Annotated in this window: 17 protein-coding genes; 11 read left to right on the top strand and 6 right to left on the bottom strand. The window is 64.5% G+C overall.

What is annotated here, in order from left to right:
* Positions 1 to 987: MutS N-terminal domain-containing protein (locus H8A95_RS34880; protein WP_476727259.1), on the bottom strand; the 987-nt coding region annotated here is incomplete at its 3' end.
* A 211-nt stretch (positions 988 to 1198) separates the two neighbouring features.
* Here H8A95_RS34880 and pcaF point away from each other — a divergent pair.
* The 7 genes from pcaF to H8A95_RS34845 all read left to right on the top strand — a co-directional run bounded on the left by pcaF (position 1199) and on the right by H8A95_RS34845 (position 6814).
* On the top strand, positions 1199 to 2407 hold the full coding sequence (gene pcaF / locus H8A95_RS34875) for a 3-oxoadipyl-CoA thiolase (RefSeq protein WP_229187260.1): 1209 nt from the start codon (positions 1199 to 1201) through the stop codon (positions 2405 to 2407).
* Positions 2408 to 2512: 105 nt separating this feature from the next.
* Positions 2513 to 3214, top strand: coding sequence for a protocatechuate 3,4-dioxygenase subunit beta (gene pcaH, locus H8A95_RS34870; protein WP_229187259.1), 702 nt, complete (start codon positions 2513 to 2515; stop codon positions 3212 to 3214).
* Positions 3215 to 3814 carry a protocatechuate 3,4-dioxygenase subunit alpha gene (pcaG, locus tag H8A95_RS34865; protein ID WP_229187258.1) on the top strand — a complete coding sequence of 200 codons (600 nt, stop codon included), beginning with the start codon at positions 3215 to 3217 and terminating at the stop codon, positions 3812 to 3814.
* A 144-nt stretch (positions 3815 to 3958) separates the two neighbouring features.
* A complete protein-coding gene (locus tag H8A95_RS34860) occupies positions 3959 to 4282 on the top strand; it encodes an ArsR/SmtB family transcription factor (protein WP_229187257.1) in 324 nt (107 codons plus the stop codon).
* An 11-nt stretch (positions 4283 to 4293) separates the two neighbouring features.
* A complete protein-coding gene (locus tag H8A95_RS34855; protein ID WP_229187256.1) occupies positions 4294 to 4758 on the top strand; it encodes an SRPBCC domain-containing protein in 465 nt (154 codons plus the stop codon).
* A 21-nt stretch (positions 4759 to 4779) separates the two neighbouring features.
* A complete protein-coding gene (locus H8A95_RS34850; protein WP_229187255.1) occupies positions 4780 to 5628 on the top strand; it encodes a shikimate dehydrogenase in 849 nt (282 codons plus the stop codon).
* 16 nt (positions 5629 to 5644) lie between these two features.
* The gene (locus tag H8A95_RS34845) at positions 5645 to 6814 is read left to right on the top strand and encodes a Gfo/Idh/MocA family protein (protein WP_229187254.1); all 1170 of its coding nucleotides are present in this window, start codon (positions 5645 to 5647) and stop codon (positions 6812 to 6814) included.
* Between the two features lie 200 nt (positions 6815 to 7014).
* Here the strand turns inward: H8A95_RS34845 and H8A95_RS34840 are convergent, their stop codons facing one another.
* From H8A95_RS34840 to H8A95_RS34825, 4 genes are all read right to left on the bottom strand, one after another.
* On the bottom strand, positions 7015 to 8325 hold the full coding sequence (locus H8A95_RS34840; protein ID WP_163154376.1) for an ABC transporter substrate-binding protein: 1311 nt from the start codon (positions 8323 to 8325) through the stop codon (positions 7015 to 7017).
* A 261-nt stretch (positions 8326 to 8586) separates the two neighbouring features.
* On the bottom strand, positions 8587 to 10143 hold the full coding sequence (locus tag H8A95_RS34835) for an MDR family MFS transporter (RefSeq protein ID WP_229187253.1): 1557 nt from the start codon (positions 10141 to 10143) through the stop codon (positions 8587 to 8589).
* Positions 10144 to 10235: 92 nt separating this feature from the next.
* Complete coding sequence (locus H8A95_RS34830) at positions 10236 to 11408, bottom strand: HlyD family secretion protein (protein WP_229187252.1); 1173 nt, start codon at positions 11406 to 11408, stop codon at positions 10236 to 10238.
* A complete protein-coding gene (locus tag H8A95_RS34825; RefSeq protein WP_163154381.1) occupies positions 11401 to 11880 on the bottom strand; it encodes a MarR family winged helix-turn-helix transcriptional regulator in 480 nt (159 codons plus the stop codon). The genes H8A95_RS34830 and H8A95_RS34825 overlap by 8 nt, the downstream gene beginning before the upstream one ends.
* Positions 11881 to 12060: 180 nt before the next feature.
* On the opposite strand from H8A95_RS34825, the gene H8A95_RS34820 reads away from it, so the two are divergent.
* From H8A95_RS34820 to H8A95_RS34810, 3 genes are all read left to right on the top strand, one after another.
* Positions 12061 to 12546 carry a Fur family transcriptional regulator gene (locus tag H8A95_RS34820; RefSeq protein ID WP_028338147.1) on the top strand — a complete coding sequence of 162 codons (486 nt, stop codon included), beginning with the start codon at positions 12061 to 12063 and terminating at the stop codon, positions 12544 to 12546.
* A 165-nt stretch (positions 12547 to 12711) separates the two neighbouring features.
* Complete coding sequence (locus tag H8A95_RS34815; RefSeq protein ID WP_229187251.1) at positions 12712 to 13668, top strand: DMT family transporter; 957 nt, start codon at positions 12712 to 12714, stop codon at positions 13666 to 13668.
* A 149-nt stretch (positions 13669 to 13817) separates the two neighbouring features.
* Entirely contained in the window at positions 13818 to 14006 is a 189-nt protein-coding gene (locus tag H8A95_RS34810; RefSeq protein WP_028343557.1) for a hypothetical protein, read from the top strand.
* Between the two features lie 178 nt (positions 14007 to 14184).
* Here the strand turns inward: H8A95_RS34810 and H8A95_RS34805 are convergent, their stop codons facing one another.
* The gene (locus H8A95_RS34805) at positions 14185 to 15060 is read right to left on the bottom strand and encodes a sulfurtransferase (protein ID WP_229187250.1); all 876 of its coding nucleotides are present in this window, start codon (positions 15058 to 15060) and stop codon (positions 14185 to 14187) included.
* A gap of 259 nt (positions 15061 to 15319) precedes the next feature.
* On the opposite strand from H8A95_RS34805, the gene ispG reads away from it, so the two are divergent.
* Positions 15320 to 16609, top strand: coding sequence for a flavodoxin-dependent (E)-4-hydroxy-3-methylbut-2-enyl-diphosphate synthase (ispG, locus tag H8A95_RS34800; RefSeq protein WP_229187249.1), 1290 nt, complete (start codon positions 15320 to 15322; stop codon positions 16607 to 16609).
* The last annotated feature ends 58 nt before the right edge of the window (positions 16610 to 16667 follow it).

The following is a 16667-nucleotide window of genomic DNA, read 5'->3' as shown; positions in this document are numbered from 1 at the left end:
CGAGCCCGCCGCGGTGACGGTGCAGTCGATCGCGTCGAGCAGCGAGCCGCGGCGCTCGCCGGCCAGCGTCCGCGTCAGTTCCAGGTTGGCGCGGGTCGCCGGATCGATCGCCATCGTGGTGCCGGCAGCCTCGCGCGCCGGCGGCGACAGCGGCGGACGTTTGCCCACTTGAGTGCGGTCGATATAGGTGACGGCGGCGGCTGCGGCAGTCGCCTCCAGCCGCGACATCGCGGACAGGCCGTCCATGGTCGCGACCGCAAAATAGTCGCACAGCCGCCGCTCGGCGGTGGCGCTGTCGAACACGTCGCGGGTCAGCGGCGTCACCGACGGCAGCTCGCGCAAGGTCGGCGCCAGCTCGTGGTCGCTATAGAGCGCGTCGGTGACGATCGCTTCGTTCGGATTGATGCGCGCCAGCGTTGCCGCGAGCTCTGCGGTCGCGCACTCCGTCACCATGAATTCGGAGGTCGAGATGTCGATCCAGGCAAGACCAAGACGATCCGCGCCGGCCGATCCGCGCGCGCGTGCGATCGCGATCAAATAATTGTTGGTGCGGGCGTCGAGCAGCGTGTCTTCGGTCAGCGTGCCCGGCGTCACCAGCCGCACCACGCCGCGGCGGACCACGCTCTTGTTGCCGCGGGCCTTTGCCTCGGCGGGATTCTCCGTCTGCTCGCACACCGCGACGCGGTGCCCCGCGCCGATCAGGCGATGCAGATAATCCTCGGAGCGCTCGACCGGCACGCCGCACATCGGGATGTCCATGCCCTGGTGCTTGCCGCGCTTGGTCAGCACGATGCCGAGCGTCTTCGAGGCAATCTCGGCGTCCTCGAAGAACAGCTCGTAGAAGTCGCCCATCCGGTAGAACAGCAGCAGGCCGGGGTGGGCGGTCTTGATCTCCAGATACTGTTCCATCATCGGCGTGACGCGCGACGGCGCCTCGGCGGCAGGAGCGGGCTCGGGCGGAACGGGGATGGGCTGCTGAATGGTCATGAGGGCCGGGAAACTACAAAATTTCGTCGTGCGGTCCTATCCGCGAAGGCGGGGTTTTCCACCCTGTCCACGGTGCCATTATGTCAGCCCTCACGGTAATGCGTGCGGGGCGCGCAGCGGCGTCAATTGACCTGCTGCGGGCACGCTCCTAAAACTCCCCTCAAGTTCCACCGATCCAGCGCCTAAGTCGCGGCATTCAGGGAGAGATTCAATGCGTGATGTGTTCATTTGCGATGCCGTCCGGACCCCGATCGGCCGTTTCGGCGGTTCGCTCGCCAAGGTGCGCGCCGACGATCTCGCCGCGGCCCCGATCAAGGCGCTGATGGCCAAGCACCCGACGATCAATTGGAACGAGGTCGACGAGGTCTATTTCGGCTGCGCCAACCAGGCCGGCGAAGACAACCGCAACGTCGCGCGCATGGCGCTGCTGCTCGCCGGTATGCCGGAGTCGGTTCCCGGCCAGACCCTGAACCGGCTCTGCGCCTCCGGTCTCGATGCAGTCGGTGCCGCGGGCCGCGCCATCCGCGCCGGCGAGATCGATTTCGCGATCGCGGGCGGCGTCGAATCGATGACGCGCGCGCCGTTCGTGATGGGCAAGGCCGCGGAAGCGTTCTCGCGCTCGTCCGAGATCTACGACACCACGATCGGCTGGCGCTTCATCAATCCGCTGATGAAGGCGCAGTACGGCGTCGATGCGATGCCGGAGACCGGCGAGAACGTCGCCGAGGAATTCCAGGTGTCGCGCGCCGATCAGGACGCGATGGCGATCCGCTCCCAGCAGCGCGCGGGGGCGGCGATCGCATCAGGCTATTTCGCCGAAGAGATCATCCCGATCCAGGTGCCCGGCGGCAAGGCCGGCCTGATCATCGTTGATAAGGACGAGCATCCGCGACCGGAGACCACGCTCGAAGGGTTGGCAAAACTGAAGCCGATCGTGCGCAATCCGGGCACGGTGACCGCGGGCAATGCGTCGGGTGTCAATGACGGCGCCGCCGCGATGATCCTGGCTTCCGAAGCCGCGGTGAAGAAGCACGGTCTGACCCCGCGTGCAAAAATCCTCGGCCTCGCCTCGGCCGCGGTGCCGCCGCGCATCATGGGCATCGGCCCGGTGCCGGCGACCAGGAAGCTGGTCGAGCGTCTCGGCATCAAGGTGTCGGACTTCGATCTGATCGAGCTCAACGAGGCCTTCGCCTCGCAGGGCATCGCTTGCCTGCGCCAGCTCGGCGTCAAGGAAGACGCCGATTTCGTCAATCCGCATGGCGGCGCGATTGCGCTCGGCCATCCGCTCGGCATGAGCGGCGCGCGGCTGGTTCTGACCGCCGTGCACGGCATGGAGAAGCGGGGCGGGAAGCTTGCCTTGGCAACTATGTGTGTCGGCGTCGGCCAGGGCGTTGCGGTCGCGATCGAAAAGATCAATTAAGTCAATGGCTTGGAAGGGTTGAAAACAGCCCTTCCCCAATTTGGTTATGCACTATAATGATCTGATGTGAGCCCGCCGGGCGCGTGGGCCGCGGAGGAATTCGCCATGACCTTGTTGTACCCGCTGCAATCGCTTGCGGCCCATCCGGCGCGGTTGTCGCCGGACTATCGCTCCACCGTGAAGCGCTCGCCGCAAAAGCCGCTGATCCCGATGCGGCACACGCTCTCCGAACTCACCGGGCCGGTCTATGGTCATGAGACCGTGCGCGCGCACGACAACGATCTCACCATCCAGGCCAAGGGCGAGCCGCTCGGCGAACGCATCATCGTGCATGGTCATGTGCTCGACGAGGATGGCCGCGGCGTGCCCAACACGCTGGTCGAGCTGTGGCAGGCCAATGCCTGCGGCCGCTACATCCACGTCGTCGACCAGCATCCGGCGCCGCTCGATCCGAACTTTACCGGCGCCGGCCGCACGCAATCCGATGCCGACGGCTACTACAAGTTCATCACCATCAAGCCCGGCGCCTATCCCTGGGGCAATCATCACAACGCCTGGCGGCCCGCACATATCCACTTCTCGGTGTTCGGGCATTCGTTCGTCTCGCGGCTGGTGACGCAGATGTATTTCCCGGGCGATCCCTTGTTTCCGTTCGATCCGATCTTCAATTCGGTGACCGACGCGAAGGCGCGGGCGCGGATGATCTCGTCGTTCGATCTCGACAACACCAAGCCGGAATGGGCGCTGTGCTATCGCTTCGATATCGTGCTGCGCGGGCGCAACGCCACTCCGATGGAGACCAAGTAAGTGTCGAACCAGCGTCCTGATGGAATCACGCCGTCGCAGACCGTCGGCCCCTATTTCAAGTACGGCCTGACGCCGAACGGCGAGTATGAATGGAACGATGCCTTCACCAACAACCTCTTGACGCCCGACGTCTCGGGCGAGCGCATCCGCGTCGAGGGCCATGTCTATGACGGCGACGGCGCCGTAATCCCGGACTGCATGCTGGAAGTCTGGCAGGCAGACAGCCAGGGCCGCTTCTCCGATCCGCAGGACCAGCGCGCGTTGGCGAACTCGAGCTTCAAGGGTTTTGGCCGCTGCGGCACCGACAAGAGCGGCGCCTACGCCTTCGACACCATCAAGCCCGGCGTGGTGCCTGATGCCGACGGCAAGCCGCAGGCGCCGCACATCGTGCTCGCGGTGTTCGCGCGCGGCATGCTGCTGCATCTCTACACCCGGATCTATTTCGACGACGAAGCCGGCAACGCCAAAGATTCCGTGCTCGCGCTGGTGCCGGCCGATCGCCGCGCCACGTTGATCGCGAAGAAGGCTGGCTCGGGCAACGCCTACACGTTCGACGTCCATCTGCAAGGCGACAACGAGACGGTGTTCTTCGACGTCTAGCCGGCGCGCGCTGCAAGCCGCGCGCAAATCCAGCATCGAGGGACCACCAAAATCCGCTGCGCGCCTTCGCCGCAGCGGATTTTGCTTGACCATGCGTGGCTGGTTATATAACAAATAGGTTATATAAAGGATATGAGATCAAGCATGGCCAACCTCGATGCCGCCTTTTCCGCGCTCGCCGACCCGACCCGCCGGGCGATCCTGGCGCGTCTCGCTTTGGGCGAGGCGACCGTGATGGAGCTGGTCGAGCCGTTCGAGATGACCCAGCCCGCGATCTCCCGCCACCTCAAGGTGCTCGAGGGTGCCGGCCTGATCGTGCGGCGGATCGAGGGCACCAAGCGGCCGTGCCGGCTCGCACCGTCGGCGGTCGCCGAGATCGATCAGTGGCTCGGCATGCTGCGCCGCGCGCTGGAAACCAATTACGACCGGCTGGACGGAGTGCTGGCCGCCATGAAGCCTGAGAAGTGAAGGGTATCCCCATGAGCAAGCTGACGCTGAAGACCGAAGGCGACCGCTACATCGTTGTCACCAGGCGCTTCGTCGCGCCGCCCGAAGCGGTGTATCGCGCGCATACCGAGCCGGAGCTGCTGCAGAAGTGGCTGCTCGGTCCCGAAGGCTGGACCATGCCGGTCTGCATCAGCGATCTCAGGCCCGGCGGCAAGATCCGTTACGAATGGACCGACGGCAAGGGCGGCGGCTTTCACCTGACCGGCGAATATGTCGAGCTCGACCCGTTCAGCCGCATCGTGCATGTCGAGCGCATGCATCTGCCCGATCCGACGCCGGACAATCATGTCGAGACGCGTTTCGCGCCCGACGGCAGCGGCACCCTGATGACCATGCGGATGACGCTGCCGAATGCGGAGACGCGCGCCGCGATGCTCGCGACCGGCATGGAGCACGGCATGGAAGACAGCTATGCTCGGCTCGACCGCATGAGCTGAGCACTGCCGATATGAGGGACAATGCGCGACCGTTTCCTGACCGGTCTGATTGGATATCCGATCGCGCATTCAGCGGCGCCTGCGATGCACGAGCAGGCCGCGACAGCGCTCGGCGTCCATTGTCACTACCAGCTCATCGAAGTTAAGGGCGCCGGGCGCGACGACCTGCGCACAATGCTGGACGGCGTCAGGCGGCTCGGCTTTGCCGGCGTCAACGTCACCTTTCCCTACAAGGAAGCGGTCATCGATCTCATCGATGACCTCGCGCCGGATGCGCGTGCGATCGGCGCCGTCAATACCATCGTTGTCGACGGCGCGCGGCTGGTCGGGCACAATACCGATGCGACCGGTTTTGCAAGTGCGATCGAACCAGTGCTTGCCGCTTCGCCGCGCGGTCCGATCGCGCTGATCGGTGCCGGCGGCGTCGGCAAGGCGATCGCCTTCGCGCTCTCCGGCCTCGGCGTCGGCGAATTGCGCATCTTCGATGCAGATGCGGCAAAGGCCGCGCAACTTGCCGGTCAGTTGCAGGACCGCCACGCGGTTCACGCCGCCAGCGTCGAGATCGCGGTGGAAGCCGCCGCCGGGCTGGTCAATGCCACGCCGGTCGGCATGCTGCCGAGCCGCGAGACACCGGTGCCGGACGCGTCGCTCCACCCGTCGATGTGGGTCGCCGACGCCGTCTACACCCCGCTATGGACGCCGCTGCTGACCGCAGCCAAGGCCAGGGGCGCAAACGTGCTGACCGGACGCGACCTCGCGATCAACGCGTCGGCCGATGCATTCAAGCTGTTCACGGGATTGGCGCCGCCAGATGCCGCGATGGCAAATGCGTTCGACGCCGTGATGGCCGCACGTTACTCTGCGCCCTGAAGGGCGGAGGCAGTAAATGGCGAAAATCAGGATCGGTCTGGCCGGCTGCGGCTTCGTGTCTGAGCTGCATATGGTTGCCTACCGGCGGGTCTATGGCGTCGATGTCGAGGTGAGGGCGGTCGCGGCGCGCGGCGATCATGTGGTCGAGTTCGCGCGCAAGCACGCAATCCCGAACGCCTATCGCAGCTTTGCCGAGCTGGTGGCCGACCGCGAGCTCGACGTCATTGACATCTGCACGCCGCCGAACCTGCATGCCGCGATGATCGTCGACGCCATGCAGGCCGGCAAGCATGTGATCTGCGAGAAGCCCTTCAGCGGCTATTTCGGGCAGCCCGGCGACAAGGCGCCGATCGGCAGGCATGTGCCGAAAGCGCTGATGTACCAGCGCGTGATGGAGGAGATGGAGACGACCCGCGCCGCGATCGCGAAAACCGGCAAACTCTTCATGTATGCCGAGGACTGGATCTATGCGCCGGCGGTGACCAAGACCGCGGAGATCGTCCGCGCGACGGGCGACAAGATTCTGTTCATGAAGGGCGAGGAGAGCCATTCCGGCTCGCATGCCGCGCACGCCGCGCAATGGGCGTTGACCGGCGGCGGCTCGCTGATCCGGATGGGCTGCCATCCGCTGTCGGCCGTGCTCTATCTCAAGCAGGTCGAGGCCAAAGCGCGCGGTGAGACCATCAATGTCGCGAGCGTCACCTGCGACGTCGGCAACGTCACCGCCGGTCTCAAGCCGGAGGAGCGCGGCTACATCAAGGCCAATCCGGTCGATGTCGAGGATTGGGGCACGCTGACCGCAACTTTCTCCGACGGCACCAAGGCGACGGTGTTCTCCGGCGACATGATCATGGGTGGCGTCCGCAACCTGATCGAGACCTACACGAGCGGCGGCTCGCTGTTCGCCAACATCACACCGAACACGCATCTGACGAGCTACCAGACCTCGGAGGAGAAGCTCGCGAGCGTCTACATCACCGAGAAGGTCGATCGCAAAACCGGCTGGCAATATGTCTGCCTCGAGGAGGAGTGGACCCGCGGTTATCTGCAGGAGATCCAGGATTTCATGGAATGCGTGGCGACGGGGCGCGCACCGCTCGCCGACCTCGCGCTTGCGTATGAGACCACAAAGGTGAACTACGCCGGCTACTGGGCGGCGGATGAGGGGCGGCGGGTGGTGCTGTAGCCGAGCGCGCTTCTTCCCTTCTCCCCTTGTGGGAGAAGGTGGCGCGCAAAGCGCGCCGGATGAGGGGTTGCTTCCGCGAGCTCAATCGCTCGAAGAATTCGCGGAGAGAGACCCCTCACCCGGATCGCATCTTGCGATGCGATCCGACCTCTCCCACAAGGGGAGAGGTGCAGCGCCGCTGCCGCCGCAGTTCTGCAACCCTACGCCCCGTACACCGATCCCTTCGGCAGTGGAAACACCGGGTCTTGGGTACGAATATTGGTCGGCCACACCACGGTGATGCGCTCGCCGGCGTTCTGCATCACCACCGGCGTCGAGCGCTCGTTCTGGCCGGACATCGGCGTACCCGGCGGATAGAATTTTACGCCGTAGCCCTGGATGGTGCCGCCCGGCGGGATGTCGACGTCGAGCGCGGCCTTGCGGATCGCCTCGGGATCGAAGCCGCCATATTTCTCCTTGGCGACCGGCAGCACGTTGTTGAGCAGGACCCAGGTCTGGTTGAAGCCCATCGAGCAATGCGGCGGCACCTCGGTCGCGCTGGTCTTCTCGCGGAAGCGCGCAACCATGGTCTTGGTGAGATCGCCGACCCCCGGCGCCAGCTTGGCGGGATCGAGCAGCTGCGCCGGCACCGGGTCGATGTTGCAGAAATTGTCGATGTCGGCGCCGAACGTCGTCCGCAGCTTGTCGAGCTGGCTGTAGCCGGCGCCGGCGCCGAACAGCATCTTGAACTTCAGCCCGCTCTCGCGCGCCTGGCGCAGGAACAGCGTGATGTCGGGGTTGTAGCCGGCATGCGAGATGATGTCGGCCTTGGCGCGCTTCAGCTTGGTCACCAGCACCGAAAGGTCGGGCGCGGAGGCCGAATAGCCTTCCTTGAGCACGACCTGCAACCCGGCTTCCTTCGCGAACATCTCGTCGGCGGCGGCGACGCCGACGCCGTAGGGGCCGTCCTCGTGGATCAGCGCGACCTTGACGTCCTTCGGCTCCATGCCGAGCCTGGCCTTGGCGTGCTCGCCGAGGAAGCCGCCAAAGGCCTGGCCGTATTGATCGGAATGGATCTGCGCACGGAACACGTATTGCAGGTTCTTGTCCTTGAACACGGCGGTCGAGACCGCGGTCGTGATCCAGAGAATCCGCTTCTGCTGCTCGACCTTGGCGGCGAGCGGCACCGCGTGCGAGCTCGCGAACACGCCGTTGAGGATGTCGACCTTCTCCTGGTCGATCAGGCGATTGGCCTCGTTGATCGCGACATCAGGCTTACTCTGGGAATCGACGTTGACCGGCGCAATCTTGTATTTGCCGCCGACGCCGCCCTTCTCGTTGACGAGATCGATCGCGATCTGCGTACCGATCGAGGAGGCGACCGAGCCGCCGGCGGCGAACGGACCGGTCAGGTCGTAGATCACGCCGATCCGGACCGTTTCGGCCTGCGCCTGCGCGCGTGTCCAATCGAAGCTGAAAGCAGCGGCGGCAGCCGCTGAAGTCTTCAGCAGCGTCCTGCGTGAAGTCGGCATTGCGTCCTCCCCTGAAACCGTCATTTGCGACGGGTATTTGTTTTTTGCGAAGTATTGGGAGGCGATGTCGGAAAGTCAACGCGATTGCGGGGGGCAGCGTCTTGCGCTTTGGGAGGGGGTAATGGCGCGCAGCAAGCGGCGGTATTTCATTTCGTCATTCCGGGGCGTGCGAAGCGCGAGCCCGGAATCCATTCATCCTCAATGCCTGCGGCCTGATGGATTCCGGGCTCTCGCTCCGCGAGCCCCGGAATGACGACGAGGCTACTCCATCACCGCGGCATGATCCGACGGCGCCGACTGGGCGCGAAGTGCGGCCTTGGTCGAGCCGATCATCAGCGCGAGCGGGATCGAGACCAGGATGAACAGCATCACCAGCTGATAGTCATGCGAGAACGCGATGATCTGCGACTGCGCCGCCACCATCCTGTCGGCCATCGCGCGGCCGGCATCGGTGTTGAGGTTGATCATGCCGGATACGTCGGGCATTTGCAGCGCGTGGTTGAACGGATTGATCTGCTCCGACAGCTTTGCGTAGATCCGCCGCCCGCCCTCAGTGAGCTGCGCGATCACGATCGAGATGCCGATCGAGCTTGCGACGTTGCGGAACAGCGTCAGCATCGAGGTGCCGTCGGTGCGCAGATGGTTGGGTAGCGTCAGGAACGCCACCGTCGACAGCGGCACGAACACGAGGCCGAAGCCAAAGCCCTGGACGACACTGACGACGACGATCTCGTTCGCCTGCGTCATGTCGGTCCAGCCGGTCATCCGGAACAGCGACGCCGCGGTCAGCCCGAGGCCCGAGATGATCAGCGTGCGCGCCTCGATATAGCGCATCAGGCGGCCGACCAGCATCATCGCGACGAAGGTGCCGAAGCCGCGGCTCGCCAGCAGGAGGCCTGCGGTAATGATCGGATAGCCGACCACGTTTTGCAGATAGGGCGAGGACAGTGCCATGGTCGAATACAGCACGAGGCCCATCACGGTCATGAACACGCAGCCGCCGAGGAAATTCCTGTCCTTGAACAGCGCGAACTGGATGAACGGCCGGCTGGTGGTCAGCGAATGGACGAAGAAATAGTAGAAGCCGACGGCCGAGACGATGAATTCGATCATGATCTCGTTGGATTCCAGCCAGCCGAGCTGCTCGCCGCGGTCGAGCGCGAGCTGTAGCGAGCCGATCGCGATCGCGAGCGCGCCGAAGCCGAACCAGTCGAAGCGCAGATTGAGGTCCTGCTTGGTCTCGTCCATGAAGATGATCAGGCCGAGCACGGTGAAGAACCCGAATGGCAGATTGACGAAGAACACCCAGTGCCAGGAATAGGTCTCGGTCAGCCAGGCCCCCAATGATGGTCCCATGATCGGACCCATCATCACGCCCATGCCCCAGATCGACATCGCCTTGGCGCGCTCGTGCAGCGCGTAGGAGTCGAGCATCACGGCCTGCGACAGCGGCACCAGCGCCGCGCCGAACACGCCCTGCAACAGGCGGAACAACACCATCTGGTTGATGTCCTGCGCGAGGCCGCAGAACACCGAGGCGATGGTGAAACCGGCCGAGCAGATGATGAAGATCCGCTTGCGGCCGAAGCGGTTGGCGATCCAGCCCACCGGCGCGGTCATGATCGCGGCGGCGACGATGTAGGATGTCAGCACCCAGTTGATCTGGTCCTGCGAGGCCGACAGCGAGCCCTGCATATAGGGCAGCGCGACGTTGGCGATCGTGGTGTCGAGCGCCTGCATGATTGTCGCGGTCATGGCACAGATCGTCACCATGTTCCGGCGCATGCCGGGCACAGCGGATGGTGACGGTGCATTCATTCAGTTCAGTCCTGTTCGGGCGATGAAGTCACCTCCCCCGCAAGCGGGAGAGGGAGCGCATTGTCTCTGCGGTCGATGGTCGACCGCTCATCCTACTCGTGGTCCGGATGCGCGGAGGCTGAGCCCAGCCCGAGCAGGCCGGCCAGCGTGCGGCGGTGGTTGGTGTCGATCGTCGCGTAGACGCTCATGCCGGCCTTCAGCTTCTTCACGAACGGGTCGTTCTCGTCGAAGTAGATGCGAACGGGTACGCGCTGCACCACCTTGACGAAGTTGCCGGTGGCGTTCTGCGGCGGCAGGATCGCGAACTGCGCGCCGGTGCCGGGCGAGAGCGAGCCGACCTTGCCCTTGAACTCGTGGTTCGGGAACGCGTCGACGTCGAGCGTTACCGGCTGGCCGACCGCGACATAGGTGAAGTCGCTTTCCTTCGGATTGGCATCGACCCAGGGATGGTCGACGTCGATCACCGAGAACACCGGCGCACCCGCGGTGACGAAGCGGCCGAGCTGGATCTGGTCGACCTGGGTCGCGACACCGTCCATCGGTGCGCGCAGCACGGTGTGATCGAGATTGCGCTGGGCGTCGTCGAGCTTGGCCTTGGCCTGGGCGTAGGGCGGGAACCGCTCGATCGGCAGCTCGACATCGCCGAGCAGCTGCGTCTTGTCCTTGGAGATCTGCTGCTTGATGTATTGCGCCAGGCTCTCGGCGGTCACTTGCGCGTTCGCCGCGTTGTCGAGGTCGAGCTGCGAGCCGAAATTCTGCTTGGCGAGCGTCGACTTGCGATCGACGTCGCGCTTCTTCAATTCGATGCTCTGCTGGGCGAATTCGAGCATCCTGGTGTTGATCTTGATGTTGTCGACCAGATTGTCATAGGCGGTCCTGGTCTGGTCGAGCGCTGCTTTGGCCTGGTCGACCGCGAGGCGGAACGGCACCGGATCGATCTCGAACAGCTCGTCGCCCTTCCTGACGTGCTGGCCTTCCTTCACGACGATCTTGTCGATCTTGCCGGAGATTTCCGGCGTGATCAGCACCTTCTGCGCGCCGACATAGGCGTCGTCGGTGCCGACATAACGGCCGCCATTGAGATAGAACACGATGCCGCCGATCGCAGCCACGGTCGGCAGCACGACGAGCAGCAGTGTGCGGCGATAGCGCCGCAGGCCTGCCATCAGGCGGCGGCGCGGCGCGCGGCTGGCCTTGCCTGCCGGCGCGGGCTCGCCCGGATTGCTCTTCTGCTCCGGCGCCAGCTTGAGGATGGGTTCAGCCATAGCGCTGTTCCTTTCGCGAGGGCTCGCCGGCTGGGCTTTGGATGGCATTGCGAACGTTTTCCTTGATCGATTCCAATTGAGTGAGCAGGCGATGTGCGTCAGCGGGGCTGATGCCCTCGAGCGCGGTTGCAGTGAGTTCGGAGCGAAGGCCGGCGAGCTTGCCGAGCAGCGGACGTGCGGCCTTCTTCAGGTAAAGACGGTTGACCCGGCGGTCGTTCTCGTCGCTGCGGCGTTCGATCCAGCCATTGTCGCAGAGTTTGTCGATCAGCCGGGTCAGCGTGATCGGCTGCACCTCGAGCAACTCGGCGAGCTCGGTCTGCTTCAGCCCTTCCTGACGTTCCACCTTGGACAGCACGGCCCATTGCGCGCGGGTGATGCCGTAACGTGCGGCCTCCTTGTCGGCATAGACCCGGATCAGCCGGAACACTTCGCCCAGCGTAAACAAGAAATCCGTGTCCACGGAACCGCGCATCGATCCAACCTCCATAAGCTTGGAATATAATAAGCTTGCTTATTAATTCTGCATGCCGGGTTAACGGGAGGCTGCCCCGCATTGCAGGCATGGCTGCAAGGCGGCGAGCGCCTGGGCGCGGTAATTGGATTTGGGCCGGGCTATGGGAACGGGCGCGCGAAAATGCTACATGTCGAGGCAATGAGCCTGGCCAAGCCGACATTTCCTGCCCCCGACCACGATCACGGCCGCTGTGCCGCGGACGCGATGGCGCATGCCGAGCAGGTTTGCGCGCGCCGCGGCCAGAAATTCACCCCGATCCGCCGTCAGGTGCTGCAGGCGCTGCTGTCGAGCCATCGTCCGCTCGGAGCCTATGAGGTGATCGACGAGCTGGCCAAGACGATGCCGCGACCGGCACCGATTACCGTCTATCGCGCCCTTGACTTCCTGATGGAGAACGGCCTCGTTCACCGGATCGAGAGCCGCAACGCCTTCCTCGCCTGCGCCCACGACCATGACGAGACCTCGATGGTGGCGTTCTTGATCTGCGACCATTGCGGCTCGGTCGGCGAGATCCCCGCCGCACCGGTGGCGCAAAGCTTGACCGCCGCGGCGCGGGCCTCGGGGTTCATCCCAAAGCTCTCCGTGGTCGAGATCGCCGGCACCTGCGCGCATTGCCAGAAATGATTGTTCTTGTCCGAGACCCTTCTCCCGTCATTGCGAGGAGCGAAGCGACGAAGCAATCCATGCCTCGGCAAGTGGCGAAATGGATTGCTTCGCTCTGCTCGCAATGACGATCCCAGCGACACGCGAATACTAACAACAGGCCGATAGGCCGGCCCGCGAGGAAACATGCCGACCCAAGCGATCTCCGCCAGCGTCACCAGGCCCGTCAGTGTCGGCCACGGGCTGCCGCCCGGCGCCATCGCCGTGATGCTGATGCTGTGCGTGAGCTGGGGCTTCAACCAGCTTGCGGTGAAGCTCGCGCTGCCCGACGTGCCGCCGATGTTGCAGGCGATGATCCGCTCCGCCGGCGCGCTGCCGGTGATGCTGATCGTCGGCTGGGCGCGCGGCGTGAAATTCTTCGAACGCGACTGCACGCTCGTGCCCGGCCTCGTCGCTGGATTGATGTTCGGGGTCGAGTTCGTGCTGATCTTCACCGGGCTCGTCTTCACCTCGGCCTCGCGCGCCTCGGTCTTCCTCTACACCGCGCCGTTCTTCGTCGCGCTCGGCTCGCACCAGTTCCTCGGCGAACGTCTCTCGACCGTGCAGTGGAGCGGGCTCGCGCTGAGCTTTGCCGGCGTTGCGCTCGCGATCGGCGTGCCGCAGCCGAATGTCGATGCCAAGGTACTGCTCGGCGATCTCCTGGTGGTCGGCGGCGGCGTGTTGTGGGCTGCAACGACGCTGGTTGCAAAGGGCACCAATCTGCGCAAGGCCGCGCCGGAAAAGGCGCTCGGCTATCAGGCCGCGGTGTCGGTCCCGATCCTCGGCTTCGCCTCCTGGATCGCGGGCGAGCAGATCACGCACATGCCGAGCGCGCTGTCGATCTCGCTGCTCGCCTATCAGGCGGTCTGGGTGGTCGGTTGCACCTTCGTGATCTGGTTTGCGATGGTGAAGACCTATTCGGCGAGCAAGCTGTCGGCCTTCACCTTCGTCACGCCGCTGTTCGGCGTGGTCGCGGCCTATTTCATCATGCACGACACGCTGACGGCGGTGTTCGGCGTCGCCGCGCTGTTCGTGATCGCAGGCCTCTATCTCGTCAACAAGCCCGACCCGAAGGTGACGCCGGATCCGAACGTTCCGGCGTAAGGGTTGCTGCGGCGGCGCCGCAGCGCGATCGCATCACCGGTGTCGACCGTCGCAAGATGAAGCTTCTTGCTCCGGTATTGACTTACATCAACACTGGCACCGATATTCCGTGAACCCTCCCATGCGAGGGATGCCGTGGAGGCGTGCTGATGCCAATCGATGCCACCGATGCAATCGAAGCCGGAATCCGGTCCGCGTTCACCGCATATTCCAAAGAGGATGATCCGGACTGGCGGAGTGCATGCTGGATCAAGCCGGATGAGTGCTCCCATTTGGCAAGGAGCATCTTGAAGGAATTGGCGGCTCGAGGATTTGAGATCGTCAAGAAGCCGGCTTGAACGCGCTCACTCTGGCAGCCCCACACATTCGGTGTCGTCCTGGCGAAAGCCAGGACCCATTACCCCAAATCTCACTTGTTGCGCGCCGCTGGGGCTACAATCCCGTTCATCACCAAATGCGGTGGTTTTGGGTCCTGGCTTTCGCCAGGACGACGTGGAGAGAGAGGTGCGCCGCCCGCTACCCCGTCTCGATCGGCAGCTCCGCATCCTTCGCCCATTCGCCCATCGAGCCGTCATAGAGCGTGAGATTGTCGAAGCCGAGCCGGTGCAGCTGGAACAGGTCGATGGTTGCGGAGATGCCGCCGCCGCAATAGGCGACGACGCGCTTGTCCTTGGTGATGCCTTGTGCAGCGAAGGTCGCCTCGGCCTCTTCGAGCGGCACGAACGTCTTGCTCTTGGGATCGATCAATGTCGCCGCCGGCACGCTGACGCTGCCGGGGATGCGACCGGGCCTGCCGTAACGGCTCGGCTCCAATCCCCTATAGAATTGCGGGCCGAGCGCGTTGACGATGACGGTGTCGCTCTCCGTGGTCGCGGCGAGCACGTCATGCTTGCCGACGAACATGCCGTCCTTCGGCCGTGCCGGAAACGCAGCCTGCGGATAGCCGCCGGCAAGTCCGGTCTCGATGTCGCGTCCCTCAGTGGTCCATTTGTCGATGCCGCCGTCCAGCACGGCGGCGCCCTCGAAACCCAGCGAGCGCAGCATCCACCAGAACCGCGTCGCCCACATCGCGGTCCCGATCGAATAAAGCACCACGCGGCTGCCGGCTGAGATGCCGTGGCGGCCGAACGCGGCCTCGAGCTGAGCTGTCGGCGGCATCATGAAGCGCAGTTCGGTACGGGGATCGGAGAATTCGGCCTGCAAATCGAGGAAATTCGCGCCCGGAATATGCCCGGCCTCGAACGTCTGGCGGCCCGAGACGACAACATAGGGAATGCTGCTGCCGGCGGGGGCCGGCTCCAGATAGGTCGTGCAGTCGAACAGGCGCAGCTCGGGCCGGGTCAGGATCTCGGCAAGTTCCGCCGTGGTGATCAGCTCGCTATGGCCGGCCATGTCACGCCCTCCCGGAATGATCTTAAGGCAATGCTAAGATGCTCCGGATCACATGAAAAGCTGTCACTTTGCCCTTTGATTCACCCCAATCCGGTCCAATATAGCTGGGCATGCAGGACGCCGCTGCATGGCTTGCCTTTGGCCTCAATCGGCGCCATAAGCTGTTGAATTCACTTCGAAACATCACCGTTTGGCCCGCCCCGCGCGCGGCCCATCGTCCCCTTGGTGAATGTCACCAAAACCTGATATTCGAGACGCCATGAACAAGCCCGAGATTTTGCCGCAAGACGACGTCGCCGGTCCCGCGCCGCGGCACCACACCACGCAGGTCATGGTCGGCAACGTCGCCGTCGGCGGCGGCGCACCGATCGTCGTGCAGTCGATGACCAACACCGACACCGCCGATATCGATGGCACCATCGCCCAGGTTGCCGCGCTCTCGCGCGCCGGCTCCGAGATGGTGCGCATCACGGTCGACCGCGAGGAAGCCGCAGCCGCCGTGCCGCACATCCGTGACGGCCTGCGCAAGCGCGGCATCACCACGCCCCTGATCGGCGACTTCCATTACATCGGCCACAAGCTGCTCGCCGAGTATCCGGCCTGCGCCGAGGCGCTCGACAAGTACCGCATCAATCCCGGCAATGTCGGCTTCAAGAACAAGCGCGACACCCAGTTCGCCGACATCATCGAGATCGCGAACAAGAACAACAAGCCGGTGCGCATCGGCGCCAATTGGGGCTCGCTCGACCAGGAGCTGCTCACCAAGCTGATGGACGAGAACACGGCGTCTGCGAATCCGCGCGATGCCCGCGCGGTGACGCGCGAGGCGATGGTGCAGTCGGCTCTGCTGTCGGCGGCCCGCGCTCAAGAGCTCGGCATGCCCAAGAACAAGATCATCCTGTCGGCGAAGGTCTCCGCCGTGCAGGACCTGATCGCGGTCTATCAGGAAGTCGTGCGCCGCTCGGATTATGCGATCCATCTCGGCCTCACCGAGGCCGGCATGGGCTCGAAGGGCATCGTGGCGTCGTCGGCTGCGCTCGGCATCCTGTTGCAGCAGGGCATCGGCGACACCATCCGCATCTCGCTGACGCCGGAGCCCGGCGGCGATCGTACGCTGGAGGTGCAGGTCGCGCAGGAATTGCTGCAGACCATGGGCTTCCGCACCTTCGTGCCGCTGGTTGCGGCTTGCCCGGGTTGCGGCCGCACCACCTCGACCACGTTCCAGGAGCTGGCGCGCTCGATCCAGGATTTCATCCGCGACGAGATGCCGGCCTGGAAGACCAAGTACCCGGGCGTCGAAGAGCTCAACGTTGCTGTCATGGGCTGCATCGTCAACGGCCCCGGCGAATCCAAGCATGCCAATATCGGCATCTCGCTGCCCGGCACCGGCGAAGCGCCGGCTGCGCCCGTGTTCGTCGACGGCAAGAAGTTCCGCACCCTGCGCGGTCCGGGCATCGCCGCCGACTTCAAGGCGCTGGTGATCGACTATATCGACCAGAAGTACGGCGCCGGCGCCGAGGTGCCGGAGACGGCCGGCGCCGCGGAGTAGTTTCGGTCCACCGTACCTCCGTCGTCCCTGCCTAGTGCGCAATTGCGCACGGGAGCAG

Origin of the sequence: Bradyrhizobium oropedii (genome assembly GCF_020889685.1) — a bacterium.
Lineage (GTDB): Bacteria > Pseudomonadota > Alphaproteobacteria > Rhizobiales > Xanthobacteraceae > Bradyrhizobium > Bradyrhizobium oropedii.
Note: the sequence above shows the minus strand (reverse complement) of the source record. Positions and strands in the feature narration are given on the sequence as shown.

Bases quoted from the DNA above. Each gene is read 5' to 3' on its own strand.
- pcaF (WP_229187260.1), top strand. From the start codon at position 1,199: ATGCGTGATGTGTTCATTTGCGATGCCGTCCGGACCCCGATCGGCCGT.
- pcaH (WP_229187259.1), top strand. From the start codon at position 2,513: ATGACCTTGTTGTACCCGCTGCAATCGCTTGCGGCCCATCCGGCGCGG.
- H8A95_RS34860 (WP_229187257.1), top strand. From the start codon at position 3,959: ATGGCCAACCTCGATGCCGCCTTTTCCGCGCTCGCCGACCCGACCCGC.
- H8A95_RS34855 (WP_229187256.1), top strand. From the start codon at position 4,294: ATGAGCAAGCTGACGCTGAAGACCGAAGGCGACCGCTACATCGTTGTC.
- H8A95_RS34850 (WP_229187255.1), top strand. From the start codon at position 4,780: ATGCGCGACCGTTTCCTGACCGGTCTGATTGGATATCCGATCGCGCAT.
- H8A95_RS34845 (WP_229187254.1), top strand. From the start codon at position 5,645: ATGGCGAAAATCAGGATCGGTCTGGCCGGCTGCGGCTTCGTGTCTGAG.
- H8A95_RS34840 (WP_163154376.1), bottom strand. From the start codon at position 8,325: ATGCCGACTTCACGCAGGACGCTGCTGAAGACTTCAGCGGCTGCCGCC.
- H8A95_RS34835 (WP_229187253.1), bottom strand. From the start codon at position 10,143: ATGAATGCACCGTCACCATCCGCTGTGCCCGGCATGCGCCGGAACATG.
- H8A95_RS34830 (WP_229187252.1), bottom strand. From the start codon at position 11,408: ATGGCTGAACCCATCCTCAAGCTGGCGCCGGAGCAGAAGAGCAATCCG.
- H8A95_RS34825 (WP_163154381.1), bottom strand. From the start codon at position 11,880: ATGCGCGGTTCCGTGGACACGGATTTCTTGTTTACGCTGGGCGAAGTG.
- H8A95_RS34820 (WP_028338147.1), top strand. From the start codon at position 12,061: ATGAGCCTGGCCAAGCCGACATTTCCTGCCCCCGACCACGATCACGGC.
- H8A95_RS34815 (WP_229187251.1), top strand. From the start codon at position 12,712: ATGCCGACCCAAGCGATCTCCGCCAGCGTCACCAGGCCCGTCAGTGTC.
- H8A95_RS34810 (WP_028343557.1), top strand. From the start codon at position 13,818: ATGCCAATCGATGCCACCGATGCAATCGAAGCCGGAATCCGGTCCGCG.
- H8A95_RS34805 (WP_229187250.1), bottom strand. From the start codon at position 15,060: ATGGCCGGCCATAGCGAGCTGATCACCACGGCGGAACTTGCCGAGATC.
- ispG (WP_229187249.1), top strand. From the start codon at position 15,320: ATGAACAAGCCCGAGATTTTGCCGCAAGACGACGTCGCCGGTCCCGCG.